This is a genomic window from Pelobacter propionicus DSM 2379 (genome assembly GCF_000015045.1).
Taxonomy (GTDB): Bacteria; Desulfobacterota; Desulfuromonadia; order Geobacterales; family Pseudopelobacteraceae; genus Pseudopelobacter; species Pseudopelobacter propionicus.
This window is the reverse complement of the sequence record NC_008607.1, coordinates 97,649-115,729: the sequence shown is the minus strand read 5'-3', so window position 1 is coordinate 115,729 and position 18,081 is coordinate 97,649. Positions and strand designations below refer to the sequence as shown.

At 47.6% G+C, this 18,081-nt stretch carries 17 protein-coding genes and 1 pseudogene; all 18 read right to left on the bottom strand.

What is annotated here, in order from left to right:
* Window positions 1–7: 7 nt before the first annotated feature.
* Window positions 8–496, bottom strand: a complete 489-nt coding sequence (locus tag PPRO_RS18570) for a hypothetical protein (protein WP_011733845.1) — start codon at window positions 494–496, stop codon at window positions 8–10.
* Between the two features lie 79 nt (window positions 497–575).
* Window positions 576–1,160 (bottom strand): hypothetical protein, encoded by a 585-nt coding sequence (locus tag PPRO_RS18565; protein ID WP_041533009.1) that lies wholly within the window; start codon window positions 1,158–1,160, stop codon window positions 576–578.
* 64 nt (window positions 1,161–1,224) lie between these two features.
* Window positions 1,225–1,446 carry a hypothetical protein gene (locus PPRO_RS18560; protein ID WP_157040141.1) on the bottom strand — a complete coding sequence of 74 codons (222 nt, stop codon included), beginning with the start codon at window positions 1,444–1,446 and terminating at the stop codon, window positions 1,225–1,227.
* A gap of 8 nt (window positions 1,447–1,454) precedes the next feature.
* Window positions 1,455–1,655 (bottom strand): hypothetical protein, encoded by a 201-nt coding sequence (locus tag PPRO_RS18555; RefSeq protein ID WP_041533007.1) that lies wholly within the window; start codon window positions 1,653–1,655, stop codon window positions 1,455–1,457.
* Window positions 1,652–2,041, bottom strand: a complete 390-nt coding sequence (locus PPRO_RS18550) for a hypothetical protein (RefSeq protein WP_011733843.1) — start codon at window positions 2,039–2,041, stop codon at window positions 1,652–1,654. The genes PPRO_RS18555 and PPRO_RS18550 overlap by 4 nt, the downstream gene beginning before the upstream one ends.
* Before the next feature lie 63 nt (window positions 2,042–2,104).
* Window positions 2,105–4,093, bottom strand: a complete 1,989-nt coding sequence (locus PPRO_RS18545; RefSeq protein WP_011733842.1) for a VWA domain-containing protein — start codon at window positions 4,091–4,093, stop codon at window positions 2,105–2,107.
* A 10-nt stretch (window positions 4,094–4,103) separates the two neighbouring features.
* Window positions 4,104–5,033, bottom strand: coding sequence for a DUF3150 domain-containing protein (locus PPRO_RS18540; RefSeq protein ID WP_011733841.1), 930 nt, complete (start codon window positions 5,031–5,033; stop codon window positions 4,104–4,106).
* Window positions 5,034–5,124: 91 nt separating this feature from the next.
* A complete protein-coding gene (locus PPRO_RS18535) occupies window positions 5,125–5,466 on the bottom strand; it encodes a WGR domain-containing protein (protein ID WP_011733840.1) in 342 nt (113 codons plus the stop codon).
* A gap of 9 nt (window positions 5,467–5,475) precedes the next feature.
* Window positions 5,476–6,429: an AAA family ATPase gene (locus PPRO_RS18530; protein WP_011733839.1), complete on the bottom strand. Its 954-nt coding sequence runs from the start codon at window positions 6,427–6,429 to the stop codon at window positions 5,476–5,478.
* Window positions 6,430–6,839: 410 nt separating this feature from the next.
* On the bottom strand, window positions 6,840–8,255 hold the full coding sequence (gene dnaG, locus PPRO_RS20460; protein ID WP_011733838.1) for a DNA primase: 1,416 nt from the start codon (window positions 8,253–8,255) through the stop codon (window positions 6,840–6,842).
* A 228-nt stretch (window positions 8,256–8,483) separates the two neighbouring features.
* Window positions 8,484–8,723, bottom strand: coding sequence for a hypothetical protein (locus PPRO_RS19875; RefSeq protein WP_049759853.1), 240 nt, complete (start codon window positions 8,721–8,723; stop codon window positions 8,484–8,486).
* Window positions 8,724–8,818: 95 nt separating this feature from the next.
* A complete protein-coding gene (locus tag PPRO_RS18515) occupies window positions 8,819–9,814 on the bottom strand; it encodes a PD-(D/E)XK nuclease family protein (RefSeq protein ID WP_011733835.1) in 996 nt (331 codons plus the stop codon).
* 360 nt (window positions 9,815–10,174) lie between these two features.
* Window positions 10,175–13,516 carry a DUF6094 domain-containing protein gene (locus PPRO_RS18505; RefSeq protein ID WP_011733833.1) on the bottom strand — a complete coding sequence of 1,114 codons (3,342 nt, stop codon included), beginning with the start codon at window positions 13,514–13,516 and terminating at the stop codon, window positions 10,175–10,177.
* A 125-nt stretch (window positions 13,517–13,641) separates the two neighbouring features.
* The gene (locus PPRO_RS18500) at window positions 13,642–14,190 is read right to left on the bottom strand and encodes a hypothetical protein (protein ID WP_011733832.1); all 549 of its coding nucleotides are present in this window, start codon (window positions 14,188–14,190) and stop codon (window positions 13,642–13,644) included.
* Between the two features lie 107 nt (window positions 14,191–14,297).
* Window positions 14,298–15,302 carry a hypothetical protein gene (locus tag PPRO_RS18495; protein WP_011733831.1) on the bottom strand — a complete coding sequence of 335 codons (1,005 nt, stop codon included), beginning with the start codon at window positions 15,300–15,302 and terminating at the stop codon, window positions 14,298–14,300.
* Window positions 15,303–15,461: 159 nt separating this feature from the next.
* On the bottom strand, window positions 15,462–15,893 hold the full coding sequence (locus PPRO_RS18490; RefSeq protein ID WP_011733830.1) for a single-stranded DNA-binding protein: 432 nt from the start codon (window positions 15,891–15,893) through the stop codon (window positions 15,462–15,464).
* Window positions 15,894–16,032: 139 nt separating this feature from the next.
* Complete coding sequence (locus tag PPRO_RS18485; RefSeq protein WP_011733829.1) at window positions 16,033–16,506, bottom strand: DUF3232 domain-containing protein; 474 nt, start codon at window positions 16,504–16,506, stop codon at window positions 16,033–16,035.
* A 673-nt stretch (window positions 16,507–17,179) separates the two neighbouring features.
* Window positions 17,180–18,070: pseudogene (locus PPRO_RS18480) on the bottom strand (Tn3 family transposase); the annotation flags it as partial.
* Window positions 18,071–18,081 lie beyond the last annotated feature (11 nt).

Below are 18,081 nucleotides of genomic sequence, written 5' to 3'. Positions count from 1 at the left end.
CTTTCTCCTAGTCTTCGTTTACCAGTACTTTGGTCTTGCCGTTCCTGGTAACATAGTTTCTCTCTCCGCCTTTGTCTTGATGAGGCAATGAGAACTCTACATATTCTCCCCTGGTATATACCTGCCATTCATGTCTGCTGGTTTCTACGTCGAGGATTGAATCTGGGTTTTCGATTGCCCAGACATAAGCAAGTTTTTGCCACTTCGAGAGAGGAGATGAAAATTTGCGAAGGTATTCCTGGGTAGGAATATCTCCTACCATGTATGACTTCCCTGACTCGATAATGCGATCCCAGTACCAAAACTCGTTTGAGGTCAAGTGCCATTTATCTTCTTTGGGCCTTGATGATACAAACACTTCTGTCTTGAAACGGTGTTGGATTTCCCACATCGCTACCTTTTCAGCCGCAACTCGATACGACAGGCTTATGAGTGAAGGTGGTTGTATTGTGGAAACAGGGAGGGGTGTGGTAATGAAAAGGCTTTGTTGGCTCATGGTGTTCTCCGTTCTTCATCAGAAGGCAGAAACACCTCCCACAGGGAAGTGTTCGCCTCCCTGATGAGTGAGATTCAAATTATGGACAGAAAACAACATCCTCGCCATTTGCATTGCGTAGCAATTCAAGCGCGACACGTCCGGTCGTCTGGCCGATATTGTCATTCTTGAGTGCGTTACCAATCAGCGCGATTGCTTCTGGAACGTCGGGGAGAGGATCATTGATTTTCGCATAATCTCCGTATTTAAAGATTCTTGCGAGTTCAAGAGCGTTGTAAACTGTGTATTTGTAGTAGGGGTGTTTCTCTACGATGTTCAGGTTGGACAAAGCAAAGCAATCTGTTTTCCATCGATAGCCATTTGCATAACTACCTTCCCAGAAAAAGTCAAGAGCCGTAACAACCAGTCTCGTGTCCTTCATCTTTCCGGAGTATGGCAACAGTGGTTGCGTTCCATCTGCCAGAGGAAAGGCGTCCATGTCCTCGATCATGAATTGCGGGGTTTCGTTGAGATCAGCTGCGCTGAAAATGCAGAGAGCTCTTACCATCCCCGCCATTTGAGAAATGGTATTCCGCAAAGCGTAAGTCAATCTGACGATCGCTTTATCGGCACCTGGTGCTTGGCATTCTTTGTCATCGTGAATATTGAGAATATAGGTTGGCATGACTGTCTCCTTGTTTCCGGGGGCAGTCATCCCTGTAGGGAGCGAATGCCCCCGGAGGGTTAAGTTATTTTCTTTTTCTGGAAATCCCTGTCATTTTTCTCGCCTCTTCGGATTCTGCTTTCGAAGCGATAGACCAGAGTTTCCGCTTGATTTTGAAATAGCCCTCGCTGTCTTCGACCCAGACGATCCCGTAAACCGCGTCGACGGCATACTGTTTTTCCCGAATATTGATCATTTTCATGTTCAAATCTCGAAAAAACAAATCCTGCGGAAGCAGAACAAACACGGAGTTCATCACCTCAGACTGGTCAAACCTGAAATTATATTCAGGCCAATCTTCCCTTGGAAGATAAATCTCCCATCATCCGTTTTGCCGCGGAAAACTACCGTGTGACTTCCTCCCAATCCGTTGTCAATGTCGAAAACGTCGCCAAGTTGCGCATCTTTAAATACTTGGAGAGTTTCAAAATAATGTTGAGCCGCCGGCACAATCATATCTTTCCCCTCTCTGTTGCATGGCTGTTTTGAGCTTGAATTGGTGTTTTTTGCTGATACAGCTGTAGACCGAAACCCACGAGACTCAACAAAAAGCCCAAGATTGCGATCATGTTCAGCAGTTTTTTGATGTGTCTCTGTCCAGCAACCATCTCGGTATTGAGGCGCCACTGGATGAAATCACCTTGGGTCAGTGTGGGGACTCGCCGGAAGTAGTGTTCGCAGTCTTTGGCAAGATCCTTTTCTGTGCCTTCAGGGATTTTCAGGGATTCACCGGATTTATGCTTGTCATCATAGTACAAACAATAACCAGCGTTCCCAGACATGGTTGGGTTTTCAACAAAAAAACCGCAAATAATGCAGCTTTTATCAGGTGATATTTTCATGCTGCCTCTCCTTTGTATAAAGGGGGCAGCTCCCCATGGGGGTTGTCTGCCCCCTTTAGGGATTTAGGTGTTGGGTTTGCGCGTGAGCAGGTCGTTCATTACCCCGAACATTGCCTGGGGTAAATCGTCGACATTGTTCACCACTCGATTGTTTTTCCAGTATTTCGCCACATCATCAAGTTGAATTCCGATGGCAGCAATCTCAATGCGGTCCTTTTCTAGTCGCTTTGTGGCTGCCACTGTGTCGGATTCAATATTGTCCCAGCCAAAAGGTTCGCCATCGGTGATAATGAGACATATCTTCCGTGGCTCAGGACGTTGTAGAAGATGTGCCCGGGCGAACCATAATGCCCAAGGCGTTGGTGTGATGTCACCAGGGCGAATTGAAAACTGCATTGGAAAGGGTTTCTCGTTCCACCCACATAGAATCTTGATCGGAAATGAATCCGGGTTGCGTGGGTCCAATGATGATGCATCAAAAGCAGCAGACAGGACACTAACCCCACCAATCCCTTTCAAGGTATGGTGAAGCGCAAAAGACGAGTCCCGAGCAATTTCAATGCGTCGATTTGTAGTCATGGATCCTGAATTATCCACCATGATAACTACAGCGGTGTTGATGCTTACGGTTTCTGTTCGTTTCTTGAAGATGCGGGGATCACCGGTTGCCATGTTGACAAGACGGTTGACAGCCAGTTTGCGCCCAGAAGTGCCAAAGCGTTCCGGTTGCTGTTTGACAGATTGCAACATCCCCATGAGTTTGGCTCGCATTCTCGACGTTGCTGAGATAGCCACGTTTTCATCTATCAAGTTGGTATCAGAATCGAAGCGTTTCGACCTCGGAAGTTGCGGAATGCTTGACCGTACGTCATCAGACACTTCTTGTGACATACGCTCAAGTTCCTTCAGGGCTATTTTCTGGACATCCCCAAAGTCACTTTCGCCTTCCAGGATCTGCATGATTTCTCTCGCGGAGAGTTGTGTTTTTGAATCCTCCTTTTGACCGCCAATAGAGTTGCCAGAGGCGATACTGTTATTGTTGGGTGTTGTGGAGTCATCGGAAGGGGAGGAGCTGGAACCATTGTCGTTGCCGGCATCGTTTCCATCACCTTCCTCATCGTCTGTGTCGGACTTAGAGGGGTTTTTGCCAGAACCGTTTTGCTCGCTGTCTTCGTCCTGGCCGCCCTGATCTGTGTGGTTATCCTGTGACGGGTTATCTCTGTTGTCTGAGGATTGATCACCAGATGGGTTGTTCTCATCCTGGTCTCCATTGTTGTTGTTGGACTCGGAGGATTTATCGTTTGAACCGCTTTGCTCCTCGTCCTGGTTTTGTTTCTCGGGATTGTCATCCTCCTTGTTTTGTTTGTCCTCTGGTGATCCTTGCGAATCATCCTGCTGGTTGTCTTGGCTGGTCGGATCTTGTTGTTCCTGCTCCTTCTTCTTTGCCTCATCTTCAAGGAGCTTACAAAGGGCTATCGCCATCTCCTTGGATTCGGCAGTCCCTTCTTTTCCGTAGGGAAGTGAAGGAAAATGCTGCAGGATCAACTTAGCCAACGACAGGAAGCCACCTCCCATTTCTTTGGAGATGATTTCCTCGGCTTTGGCAAGGTCAGGAAGCACCGAGGAGAATCCAAGCACAGCCGAATATCCGGTGCATAGAACAAGGCATCGGAATGCTGTCTGCATATCCGTCGGTGTGTAGTTTCCTCGTGCCTGATACCAGTCAGTGACAGCTCTGAGGTCATACGAAGCGCCCGGGCGGTCTTTAACAAAATCCCGCTCTTCCCGAACGTCTTCGATGATGTTGGTGAGGTCGCCCAGCAAACCTGAACCAGGCCCGCCGCAAATGTCAGTGTAGAGCTTGTGTCCCACTTCGTGGAAGCCAAGCCCAACAGCGACCATTCGACCTTCTGGGGTTATTGGCATGGCTGCGATGTTCAGCCGATTGCCGTCATTTGAAATGTAAGAGGAGTTTCCTCCAATGGTGACTTCCATGCCGGAATCGCGAGCGATTACCTGGCAGAGTCCGACAAGTTCCTTGTCTCTGATCATGCCTTCCTCCTTAGAAGTCGTATGTTAGTGGAGCGGGTGCCGTCTGCTGCTGCGGGATGATTTCGGCAATGAATTCTTCAATATTGCCGTCTTGTATCTCCTCAACAGCTTCTTCGGTTTCGTCTTCTGTGTAGGGCCGTCCAATGTTGGCAAGTCGTCTGCCAAGCAGTCCAGCCAACATGTCCAGGTTAGACCCGGTAATGGGGCTCACCTTGACCAGTATTTCCAGAACCTCGTTGATTGCCTGTATTGTAACGGCAATCTCAGGATCCAGGAAAGCTAGGCCCTGAAGTTTGTCCCTGATGGCTGCGGCAGGCCGAAGCGCCTTGCGAGTAACCTCTTTTTTGCCAACAAGAGATGCCTCATATGCTGTTTTAGCGTGCAACCGTATTTCGTGGTACAGCTGTGCGAGCATACCGTTCGCTTCTTCGTCCAGGCCTTCGTTTTTGTCTTCCATGCCTTCGGGTGAACCTACAGCGATGGGAGCGAAATTGAAGTGCATGGCCGCGTCGATGGTGCTTGCCGGTTCAACAGCTGCTCTGATGACAGCCGCCCATTCAGGGGGATTTTCTGAAATCCATTTATTGATTTCTTTGTCATAGTTGGACAGTAGAGTGTCTTTCGCTTCTATAAACCTCCTCTTTATGTCCTTGAGGTCTTCAGCCAGGCTGTCAATACCTTCTTTGGGGATAGCATAACCTCCCAAAAAACGGATACCTTTGGCCAAGCAGATTCGTTCAGCCTCCTTCTTGAGGGCTATGAACGGATTCAATGCTTCCGGAGCAATGATCCGCTTCGTGCCCAACGAAGCCAGTGTTCCCGGGGGGAGCTTGTCCACCTCAATCCCATTGGCTGCCAGGTCCTCGGCGCGCAGTTTCTTGCGTCCAGACCAGAGCGAAGTGTTGAGTACGACTACGATGATGTTGTTGAGTGTTTGCACGTTGTTCTCCTTGTGTTGGCTACCCAAAAAAGGAGACTATTCCCCATCGGGGAAAAGTCTCCCCATGAGGGTGCGGGTTGTTGGTGGGTGTTTAGAAGTCCCAGGTAAGTGCTGTTTTGGAGACTTTGATTTTTACTGGTACTGGTTTGGGTTTCGTGGAAGGTTTGGCCGCAACCTTTGTTGTGCTCGGTTGAGGACGATTACGGCTTTGCACGGAATATCCGTTGGAAAGCTTTTCGTTTTCCCTTGCCGTAGCGTAAATGGTTGCAGCCGTCGGATTGGAAAAGTTTTTTTCTCTTTTCTGACCCATTTTGCCAATTGGGCCCCAGGAGAGAATGACTTTCGAGCCATAGACTTCAACAATCCAGAACTTCCCACCGGTTGGTCCACTGGTCTGTTTTTCCAGTAGGACAAAGTAGTCAGGGTTTGCCATGTTCTCTCCCTATTTTGTGGGGGCTGGTACATTGAAATGTGTCTGCACGAATATATGGAGTGCGCTCCGAACGTGCCGGTTCACTCCATTGCCAAAAGCCTTGTCAAAGGAATGGTAAATGGGAGAAATATCCGAACGTGCCCCGCTGAGCATCAGTTTCTTGCCCCAGCGAATAAGGTCCCTGATGGAAATTGGGCCTGGGCAATGGCCTTGTTCGTATGCCATGCGTATATCGCCGGCAACTTTGACCATTGCCGAAATTGCCATATCATCCATGGCAATGTGCGACTTCAGGATTTCCTCCTCTACTTCGGGTGCAGGATAACTCATCTCCCACTTCTCAAAGCGATTGAGCGTGGCAAGGTTGAAAATCTGGGTAGAAGCATAAATGTCACCCCCCTCCCCGTCTCCTCGTGTGTTCGCCGTTGCGATCATGAGGGTATGTTCGTGGGGATGTGCTATATACCCGTTATCGAGTGTAATAGGCTTTTTCTCCAGGAGGCGGTGCAAACAAACGCCGACCTCGGGATTGAATCCATCAATTTCATCGAAAATGATCATCCATCCCTTTTCGTAAGCCTCGATCAGCAAACCAGGCTTGAATACGGTCGAGCCGTTTTCGAGCCATATTCTCCCGAGAACTTCTCCAGGTTCAGCGTCTTTCCGGCCAGTGACGATTATCGTCGGAGCATTCAGGCCGGCGCCAAGTTGGATTGCCATTTCGGTTTTTCCGCAACCAGTTGGTCCAGTAATCCAGAGGGGGTCAGGGCTTGACTCTGACATCCACTCCATAAGATCCTTAACCAAAGACTTGTCCCACACGTATTTGGCCTTGTTGGGTGCAAGCGGGTGTCCTGCCACAAATCCAGTGACAGGCATTTTTGACGGAATACCGAATACTTCTTCAACTGTGAGTTTGGTGATTGTTGCTGCGGCATTAGCAGCTGTGGTGGTTTTTTTCACGATCTGTCTCCTTTTGGTGAGGGGGAGACAGGAATCCCGTTAGGGAGTTTCATGTCTCCCCTACGGGTTTAGTGTTTTAACTTATTTAGTTAGTTGTTTGTAGCAATGCTGCTTAGTCCTCGATGAGTTCATGTACAACAATGCTCACAACAACTACTACTAGAAAAACCATAAACATAGATGCGTATAAAAGCATATATGCTTTCCTTTGTGGTTTTAGTAATCTGTTCTTTTAATGTTGAAGTTGATGTTAATTCCATTTTTCGCAGAAAAGCCAAGCGATGAAAAGAGCCAATGCTACGTTAGCGTCACTTCCAGTAGGCATTTCCATCATCCTTCAGAGCTGTGAGCACTGTGCCGATCAAAATGATCGCAAAAGCGCCAATGTAGTTCATTGATAACCTCCTGTGTTATCCAATTAGTGAAAGAGCCTCCCCAACATCCAGCAACATTGCAGACCGAACAGTTGGCTCTGCGGTGTTTCCCAGTTCCAATGATGCCTTGACGCGCACAAGCGTTTCAATCATTCGTTGTACCCTGGGCGAAAATGGGGGGGGCGGTGTGTTAATTACATCATGAATTGCCGGCAACAGATCAGGGCTGAACAGTTCTTCAAGGTTTCCACTTTTGGCGATCATCCCTCTAACTTCCGGGATCTTTTCCGCCATGTAAAAGAGACCTCGCTCCAATCGTTCGAGTCGATGGAGCTTCTTGTGAATGGGTGACATTTCGGCACCTGACTCTTTCAGATAATCAAGCCCAGTCATCGACCTGATTTCGTTGAAAGATTCACCAGATTTGAAAAAACTGTCCGGATCTTGATCCTCGGTAAGAAGGTAGGCAGTTACAGTAAACTCCTCCTTGAGTGCCAGCAGCGTTGCTTTTTGCAAGGCTTTTTTGCCAGCTGCATCTCCGTCAAACATGAAATTAACTCGTGTGCAGTAGCGCCGAAGAACCGCGGCATGTTCCTTTGTGAACGCAGTACCGCAAGTGGCTACTGTGTTCAGGATTCCAGCCGATATCATTGCTATTGCATCAAAATAACCTTCAACTACGTAGACCTCACCAGTTTCCTGGATGGCCTGAATTGCTGTGTCAATTCCGTAGAGCGTAGCTTCCTTCTTGTAAAGGGGAGACTCTGGAGAATTGACATACTTCAGGGTTTTGATTTTATCTGTTCTCCGACCTGCGAAAGCAATCACTCGCCCTCGATCATCACGGATAGGGAACATGACTCGCCCCCAGAAACAATCTTTGTAGGGTCCGTTTTCCTCTCTTCGTATCAGGCCGGCTTTTTCGGCAGCCCAAAAAGGAACTCCTGATTTATCGAGATAATCGACCAGGGCTCTTCCTCCTTTTGGAGCATATCCGATTCCATGTCTTTCAACTTCATACGGTGTGAGACGGGAATCTGCATATGCCCGGCCACCATTTCGATTTTCTGATAGTCCTTGTTGGAAAAAGTATTGCGCTTTTGCCAGGGCATGAAGCATGGCTTTGCGCTCCTTTTCTTCCTTGGTTTCGCCCTGAGGGATGGTTATACCCACACGGCGAGCCAAAAGCGCCAAAGCATCAGGGAACTTGATTCCGTCCCGAAGCATGAAGAACTTTGCAACATCGCCTCCATCATTGCACTGGCCGAAACAATGCCATGTGCCACGGGAGGGGTTGACTGTGAAGGAAGGAGTTTTTTCGTTGTGAAAAGGGCAGCAGGCCTTATACGTGGTACCTGCTTTGGTTAAAGGAATGACTTCGCCTATGAGCTGGACAATATTCTGGCCGGCTCTGTCGAGGATTTCCTTTTTGATATCATCAGGGATTCTCATACTTATCTCCGAGATTGGTTTAGTTCCGCCAGGCAGAGATGATGCGTGGACGCCCATCATCTGCCATCTTTGCAACCAGCGTCACTTGAGCCTGTTTGAATACGATCCGTAAGGGAGTTGTATTCAGCAGACCGGTGACCATCGGCAACAGACTGAGTGCTTCAACAGGAACTTCTCGTTGGAGCATCCTATTTGCTGCATGCAAGCTCAGGGACAGAGTGCTCCTCTTCATATCGGCACCTCCTCGACAGCCAATTGAATGGGGGGAATTTCTACCTCCATTTCGGGCTGCTCGCTGGTGAATGCTGAAACGCAAACAACAGCGAAGATGAAAGCCATTACGATCGAGTAGATGACCGTACGGAACAGCTGTCTTCTGTTTTCCTTCTTGGCTTCGACAATCCTGAGGAAATGCTGCAGATCCTGAGCAATTACTCTGTTCATGCTTGCTTCTATTGAACGATTCATATTCATTTCTCCTTTACGCACCCCGTCCTCTGTAGACAGAGAACCCCATCAGGGAGTGCGTTGTTCATCCCCTGGTGAGTGGAGGTTCGTAAGGATCACGAATCTTGTTTGGTGGCTTTTGCTGCTTTCTTTGTGATTGTTCTAACTTGCAGCTTGGTTGAACCAGCACGCGGTTTGAGGCAGGCCAAGTAAACATCAGGATACAGGCACTGTAATTTCTCGGTATCGATCATTTCTGAATCGTTTGAAGTCGTTACAGTTATGCCAATACCATCGGACATACCTTTGAAGCGCTTGCCGGTGTAGCCCAGAATTTCGAGTTTAAGAGCATCTGTCTTGCCCTTTATTCTCTTCGATTGGGCAACAAGTGCGAGATACTTTTTTGCGGTATCAAGAACATCAGGTGGAATAACTACTTCCGGTAGCTGATGTGCGGGACATGCATCATAACAATGGCACCATGGACACAGAAAACTTGGCTCAGGATCCGGCAGTTCATTGTTCTGAACGCTTTGCCAGATTTTATCTGCTCGTCGCTCGCTTTCCGTATAAATGGCCTTCATTTCGGGTGAATCAGCGTTGTGGCCATTACGTACGTCCCATTCTGCGGCGTTTATATCCACATAAAGAACGCATCCTTCAATAACGACCTCAGCTGGTGTGACTTGACGTAATAACCCCATCTGTAATCCAAGTTGGTCGAGATGGGATGAACGTGTTTCCTCGGGAATGCCGTTGACTGACTTCATTTCAACAACATAGATTCTCTTGGCGGAATAAAACACGAAGTCTATGTGCGCCTTTATGTGGGGCTTGGTTGGGTGCGTGATTTCGACTTCTTCTTTGAACGTTGCGTTGCCGGCCGTAAATATTTCGGCAAACATGTCCTGAACGGCATGCCCACGAAGAAATCTCAGTAGACTCTTGTTGTCATGAGTCACGTTGTTCATTTTCGCATCAACCGCTTTACGAAGGCACTGGCTCACATCTGATCCGCCGACATACTGCGAACGGTCTCCAAGGTGGGCAGAGCTTGTGGTGTTAAGCGTTTGCAGGGATTTCGTGAGGAAATCATTGAATTTTGAACTCATTGTTGTTTGTCTCCTTGTCTGAGTAGTGCCCAGCAAGAAGACAAATCACCCCATACAGGGATAAGATGCTCCCTGCTGGAGGTTACAATTCGTTTTTTGTGATTAGATTAGACCAAGATTTCTTGCCTCAACTTGCGCCTTTTGTCTGAAACTATGGGCGCATTCCCTTGCTTCAGTCTGTGTTGAGAATTTGTAAGCACCATCTTCGGGACGCGAAACTATCTTGCCTCGAAGTTTGCCAACGAATGAGGTTACGAAATTTCCATCTTCGATCTGGGTGATTGTTCCGACAGTTATTCGTTTGGCTGTCGCATAAAAAATGAGCTTTTTTTGGTAAACTGTGACCATATTTATCCTTTCTTATGCGGCTTTTCGTCGCTTGGTTGGTTCTCGGTAAAAAATGCCAAATAGAGTTATTTCGAGTAGACCTTTTTCCTGCATCTCCTCAAAAATATGCTTTGGCACCTCCTGTTCCTTCTCCCGGCCCTCTTCCGTAAAAATGACTCGGAAGGTTTCCTCTTTTGCTGCCTGCGGAGTGGTGGGTGGAGCAGGAATACTGGTCAATGGCGTGATGGTGGGAAGCGTGGGTAAAACGAAGTTGCCTGGCCGGACCTTGGCATTTTCGGTTTTGGTCATCTTCTTTAGCAGGGCGCTCGGGTCCTGGTAATCGAAGCAACCTTCCTTGAGTGCCTTGGTGATCATGGCTGAGAAACTTTGATTCCCGCTAGTGCATTCTGCTGGATCGATGTCAGGGGTTTCTCCTTCCGCAAGTTTGGCGATCATTCTCTTCTCCAGGGTGTATGCGAGTTGAGCCTCCTGGATGGGCGAAGAAGTGAGATACCAATAGCGACAAGGGCGAACTTCACCAAACTGGGCTCTATGGATATCGGCTGTATTTACTCGCCGGATCCTTCCTTCCCCCTGCTCTGCTAACCTGGTGTTATCGGTATAGTCGTACCAGAGCAGATTGTTGAATTGGGAAAGATTGAGTCCTGTTGCGACCCGGTGAAAGGAAACAATTACGATCTGTGCTTTGGCCTTGGTAAACCATTGCACGAGGTTGGTGGGAGATATGGAATCTGGAAGAACCTCAAGCGATAGGCCTGGGAACTTCGAGACAAGAATCCTCTTCAGTGGTGCACGCATGTCGATTTTTTGCGTATTACCTGTATAAACAAGCATACGCTCACCACGATCCATTACTCCTTGGACGATTTCAACTAGCCGCTCTTCTTTCTCAAGGAGTTCGGAAACATCCTTTCGATATAACGTACCGAGCAGCTCACCTCGCAAGCGAAGTTCATCGTTAGCGTGTCTAAAGGTGTCTGAAACCCTCAAAAATGCCTGGGTTCTGACACTCGCAACCGCCATCCTGTCTTCAGGGGGCAGTTCAGCATTATCAATGATTTTATTGATAGTTATCGTGCAATCCTCGACTTCATCATGAGGAGCACATTTTATGACCTCCCTTTCGACTGGCGGTAAATCGTCGAAATCCTCAGAGTCGACGTTGATAAAATTGGGTAGAGTGTAAATCAGGGTGGCTGGCGAGATGCCTGCGGTGTCATACGTGGCAACTCGTTCCGAATCACGGTGACGGTTTCTCTCGTCCGTTTTCCTGACTTCCTTGAATGCCCCAAACTTCGCTTGGAACTCCGTTGATGACTTCATATCCCATCCTGCTGTTCTCATCTGTACAGGATTGATGCCCCAGCACAGATTGTAGAGTGACTTGGCCATTCCATTGGTAACGGTGGCGGTCAAGCAGAGCACCCGTTTTGCAGAAGCTGCAAGCCGGATGAACGCGGTACCCTGATTGCTCATAAGGTTGGCCGCATTGTGGGCTTCGTCGAAGATTGCAAGGTCAAAAGGAATCTTTTTGAGGAACTTGATGTACGGCAACTGTTTGTTATGTGACTTGACTTCAACAGATGATCCACGTTCCTCTATATCCCGTATCCATTTTTTGTAGCGTAGGAATGGACGCTTATTCTCGGGAATATAAGTAAAAAGCGCCGAGCCACACATGCTGCAGTGCTCTTTGTCGCTTTTGCGGAGTTTCTCTGCCGGCCAACCACATTCTATGCAGGCCTGCGTATATTTGATGCCTTCGCTTGTGCGTACCTTTGCTGTTTTCGTGATGGTCACGAACTCAGGGTGCATGCGTAAACGGGTGTAGGCGATGAGATAGAGGCCTTTGGGCCGGTTTTGAGTCAACTCACGCATCTTTTCCCATGAGTCAATCACGTGGACGTCAAACTCCTCGTTTTCGTACTCTTTGACCATCTGTGGGACTAGGTGCGGTTCCGTCGTCATGATAGTTCTCTTGGCGCCGGAGATGTACTTGACTGCCTTGGCCATCCAGGTTTTGCCTGTACCCGTGTTGGCACGAATTGCAATCCCCTTTCGACCAGAAGCGTATGCCTTCATGACCGACCTTACTGCTTCTCGTTGAGGAGCTTTCAGGCCGATCTCATTCAGTTGTTCTGCCAGAAATTCCTCATCTTGGCCGATCTCGTGAAGAGGCTTATACATCTTGTTGAACTTCTTCAATAATATCGTGGATAATTGAGAGTTTAGGTCTACATAGTCAAACCCAAATTCTCGGGCAGCTTTGATTCCACCCGTAATATCCATCAGGAAAGTTTCCACAGTAGGTTTGTAAACTGTGGTCTGGGTTTTGATTCCAGAGTCATCATCATAAGAATCATATGATTCTGGTTTCTGGACAATCATGTACTTGGCCAGATAGTGTGTACCGTTGATGGTTACAGACTCGATCTGGCTGTTCATGGCAGCTAGTTGGACTGCGTGGGCTGTGCGGAGAGTTGAGGCGGGCTGAATGCTGCTGTCGTAACTGGTCGGGTAACGCTTGTCCAGAACGCTGCTTGTAGCTTTTTCTAGCCGTTCCTCACAATCCATGTAGAACTCAGACAGATCCTTGCACTGCAACAGAGGGTGAGCGCCACTATTTGACCGAATATTAATGGTCACAGCCGTGGGTTTTTGCCAATGTCGCAGTATTGGATCTTCCTGTGTGTTGTCCAAGTTATCGTAGATTGTCGTTTTTGAACGATAATTGCTTATCGCTTCGTTGTGATCATTCTTTTTAAGAAATACAACGACTTGCTTGAAGGCATCATGCTCTTCTGAACGATACGCGTACCTCCAGGAGAAATTGCCTCGCAGAACGTCGATCAGTTTCCCTTTCAACTCGTATTCAGGAATGATCAGTACCATTGCACCACGGTACGAAAGCATGGGTGCGGCCTTATCTATCCAGGATACAAGCTCTCCCGTATTTTTATTGTACGGGGGGTTGAGTAGGATGAGATCGAACGAACCACTTGTGGTTGTTTCAAAGAATGAAGCATTGATTTTCTGGTCAACTCCGCGAATCTTTGTACAGCGATCCAAATCAAGCTCGACCGCATACGATAAGACACGAGGGTTTTTAATCTGGGAACCTTCCGCTATCCTCTTTGCGTAACGAACCATGCTGTGAAGAAACAATCCTTCTCCAGCGCAAGGGTCAAAGAGGGTAATTGGCCTTTCCTCAACGCTTCGTTGATCATACCCGAAGTCTATCTTGACCACGGATTTGATCATTTCTACGTCTCTGGGAAAAGTCGGATAATATCCCTTTGCCAGTTCGTTTCCTTTGATGCGTGAATGTGAATTGACTCCTGCTGTTAAGTCCATGTCTGATGCACTCCTTGTGGAGGGGTAGGCAGACACGGTATTCCCTTTGCCGGGGAAAGTGTCTTGCCTGCCCCGGGGGGTTACTTAACGAGTTTGTTGTGATCTGTTTTTATTTACGAGAGGGCTCACTGTGTACCGCCGCTTTTTGTTTCTGTTATTTCTACTTCAAGATCAGCAGTAGAAGCGGGAAGTACGAAATCACCTGATTCAACATGTTGCTGAACTACTTCAGAAACGTTTTCGACGGTGAGATAGCATTTCTTCGCACCAATCGTGGGTTCTATTTCCGTAGCTAACGAAAATATCTTCTTGTACCAATCGCAATGAACAAACTGCTGCTGGTCAAGTGTTCTGGCGTAGATGTTGTAGCATTCAGCAATGCTGTTGGCGATTATGTATCTGTCAACTTGGGAAGTAACGAGATACAGTCCTGTGTAGCCATGATCTAATTTTGGAATCAGTGTCAAGTTCGGGGAACAAACAACTTTGTCAACCACATGATCTCCAGTATCCAAGCTCGACCCACCATCTGTGAGAAGATGAGAAAAAGCCCGGATCTCCTGAGTCGGCCCAAAAGCGGTGAAAAACACAACGCTATTTCCGTGCAGAATCAGGTTAGTACAAAAGACTGTGGCGCTAGTTCGTTTGCCTGTGATTGAAATGGGTGTTGGCATGATGCTGTCTCCTTTCGCGAAAAAGCGTCGGGGAGACAGATCAACCCCATGATGGGAGAATGATTGTCTCCCCGGGGTTTAGGGTGATGGGATGATGACGGTTTTAGTTAGACAATCCAGGCCTTCAGCTTCGAGTCCCACTTAAACTTCTGGTCTTTCAACCAGGCTCGGGCGCTAGCGTCAGAGAATTCGGGGAAAGCATAAATCTTCCCATCATCTTTGACTTCGTGCTTGATCTTCTTCCCGGAAAGGTATCCGAGAATATCGTCGCGAGAGCTGGGGGAACCACTCGAGGCATTATTTGCTCTTGAGTCGTTTGAACCAGGTGCTGGTGTAGCCTCTGCTGTGCTGTTGTTCGGGGTTCTGGTGGTAGGTCTGGAAGAAGCAGGTTGCTGGTTTTCTCCTTGTTCTTCAACAGGGTTCGGGGCTGGATTAGGATTCAAATCATTTTCATAATCCTCATCCAAATCCTGCGTGAAAATGTCTGATGCCGCGGTAGATGTCAGAATAGCATCGACCAGACCGCGTTTCTTGGCCATCTTCAGGCAAGTATTGTAACAATCGGCGATATTTTCGTTTTCAACACGTTCACCGTTCTGAAAAATATAATAACTGTCGATTACTTTTTTTGCCGTAAAGCCTTTTCCACCCAACAGTTCCTGTGCCTTCTGGGGATTGGAACTACGAAGATTCCAATATTCCCTCGGCACCATTCGTCCGGTGTTTTTCCCTTCAGAACGATAACGATACTTGGCCTCCATTGTGCTGCAGGAGCCCACACCAGTACCGAGTCGCTGGCCTGTGGGGGAGTAGATGGTTACCTTCACCCGATATTCGCGGTGAAAGTTTGGCATCTCATCGATCGAAACCTCCAGGTCATTGGAAAGCCTGAACGTGAGCATTAGCTTTTCTGCCCCCGGTTTAAGGAGAACTTTTTTGTCTCCACAACCTGGGATTGTGCCGTAGTGTTCCCCTGCTTGCATGACTTCTTTCATGATCTTCTGGATCAGGTTGACCTGTTGCTTGACTTCAGTCAGATCAGCTGCCAACGAAGTCAGGGTTGAGGGGGCGGCTGCGGGATAGGGGATTACGTTTGCGAGTGATTTTGTCATGTCTATCTATCTCCTTGGGGGTAAATTACCCTTCAAAGGAGACAGATATCCCACAGGGGGATTTTGTCTCCCCTGAAGGGTTTGTTACTTATTTTGGAATCAGTTACTGTCGCTTTTATTTAGATATCCGTACATTCCTTTGTAATACAAAGGTGTATCTCAGAATGGAATATCCTGATCCTCGAATTTGTCTGACGCACCGCTTTTGTTGCCACCACTATTATTGCTTGTCGATCCATCAGTGTTGCTGTTGTTGCGATCGCCCTTGGGGGAGAGCATTTGCAGTTTCTCGCCCACAATTTCGGTGGTATAGCGCTTGATGCCGTCCTTTTCGTATTCCCTGGTCTGTAAACGACCCTCAATATAGACCGACTTTCCCTTGGAAAGATACTCGCCGGCAATTTCAGCTTGGCGAGCCCAAAAAACCACTCGATGCCACTCGGTACGATCTTCCCACTCACCGCTGCTATTCTTGGTTTTTTCGGTGGTGGCAACGCTCAGGCTAGCAACTGCTGTGCCTGAACTGGTGTAACGTACTTCCGGGTCTTTTCCGAGTGCTGCAATCAACATAACTTTGTTCAAGCTGGCCATAATCCATCTCCTTTTCGTGTTTTGTACACTCAGGAGACGCAAAAACCCCAGATGGGAGTTATTTGTCTCCCGGTGTGGGGTTAATGAAATAGGCGATCACTCGAAAGTGTCACCCTGATGGTTGAGTCTGTTTTATTGACTATTTTTTTCTTGCAGCATAGATACCGCTTAACAATTCCCCAGCCCAGTCAGCGATTGCGATACGATCACGAATTGCATCAGGATTTGGGAATATGCCGCCCTGGAATCCCGCTTCTGACAAATCCTCACCATACTCTTTGACAAGGTATCGGTTGAAGATATGCAGATCGCTGATCATGGCGTCATGTGCAAATCGCCTTGATCTATCGAGATCTTCGGTCAGGGCCTTTAGTTCTTCGGATTCCAAACGAAATCTTGCGGTCTGAAGCCTGTTTTCCATCTCCACGACCTTGCCAAAGTACCTTGTTGCGGCATCTATAAGTCCTTCGAGAAGTCTAACTGCGACTTCATCCGACTTGATGATGCTACAGACTGCTTTGTACCGTTCCATTACTTCCTCCGATCCCTTGATGTGGCTGGATACGAAGGATAGCACATTGGAAGGTACTTTTCTTTGAAGATTTTGCATCATGCCTCCTTTCGAGTGTGTGCTCTACGGGAGACAAATCACCCTTGTGGGAGTGTTTTGATCTCCCGCGAGGTGTTGCAGATGATAATTTTGGATCTTGATTTGGTTTGTCCGTCGCTTGTAAGGCTTGTCACGGAAGTGAAACGCAAAAACCCGAACTGGCAAATGCCTGGTCGGGTCAATAAAAAGGGGGCACCAATTCATTCTTGAGAAAAGGCGCACCTATAGTGTTGCTGTTTAAAGTCGCTTATACCCTAAGAGACTGTTCTGAATCGACCTGTGAGGGGGCAGAATGGCCCGGGGTCACAGTGAAAAACGTCCTCTGCCGAGGGTGCTTCTGTTCAGGGCTTTCCTGAACAGTTTGTCCGTGGCGCAGAAAGCGACATGGAGTTCCTTGAAAAAAGGAGATAGAAAAGTGAGTCAATATTAACCATCAAAATTATGAGTGTCAAGTTTTTTTGCCTAGCAAGAGGCAGTGCGGCAGGGTTTTTATTGAAGAGCAATGGACAAGCCAGCCTACTCAATCATATGACATGAGTCAGTAAGACCAGGGCTTGAAGCTGTTGCATTTAGCTAGAACTTTGAATGGAAAATTTGGCGTTTTCGGTCCCAATAGGGGTCGTCAAACACGTCTGCATCATAAGGGGTCACCACAGAAAACGGATTATAAAGCACGTTAAGGATTTTGAAATGGCCGCAACGGTCTAAATTTACTTTTATCTGTCTTTTTGGATGATTTCCATATGTAGTCACCTGTCAGGTTGATGTGTTCCCATCCCAGAGGAGACAAATTACCGAGCAGGATGTCGTCGATTACTTTGCCATTTTCCTTAAAAGTCTGGATGGCTTTTTCAAGATAAACCGTATTCCAAAGAATGATTGCAGCGACCACCAGATTAAGACCACTTGCCCGATAACGCTGATGCTCGAAACTACGATCACGCATTTCTCCCAATCGATTGAAAAACACAGCACGCGCCAATGCGTTTTTGGCCTCCCCTTTATTTAATCCAGCATTGACCCGACGCCTCAATTCAACATCCTGTAACCAATCCAAAGTGAACAAAGTTCTTTCTATTTTCCCCAGCTCACGGAGAGCAACGGCTAAGCCATTCTGCCTTGGATAACTTCCGATCTTTCTCAGAAGCAATGAAGCTGTAACCACTCCATTTTTGATCGATGCGGCAGATCTCAAGATATCATCCCAATGACTCTGTATTTGCCGAATATTCAAAGCACCACCTATCAGCGAATCAATTGCTGCATATTTGATCTTGCCATCAGGGATGTACAATTTCTTTTCAGCAAGATCACGAATACGAGGAGCGAATCGGAAACCAAGCAAATGCATCAATGCAAATACATGATCGGTGAAACCCGCAGTATCAGTATAATGCTCCTCAATCTGTAAATCGGACTCATGATACAATAGTCCATCCAAGACATGCGTGGCATCGCGAACTCCGACATTGATGACCTTCGTGTGGAAAGGAGCATATTGGTCGGAAATATGCGTATAGAATAATACCCCAGGTTCATTGCCATATTTAGGGTTGACTTGGCCGGTGTCAATGGTAG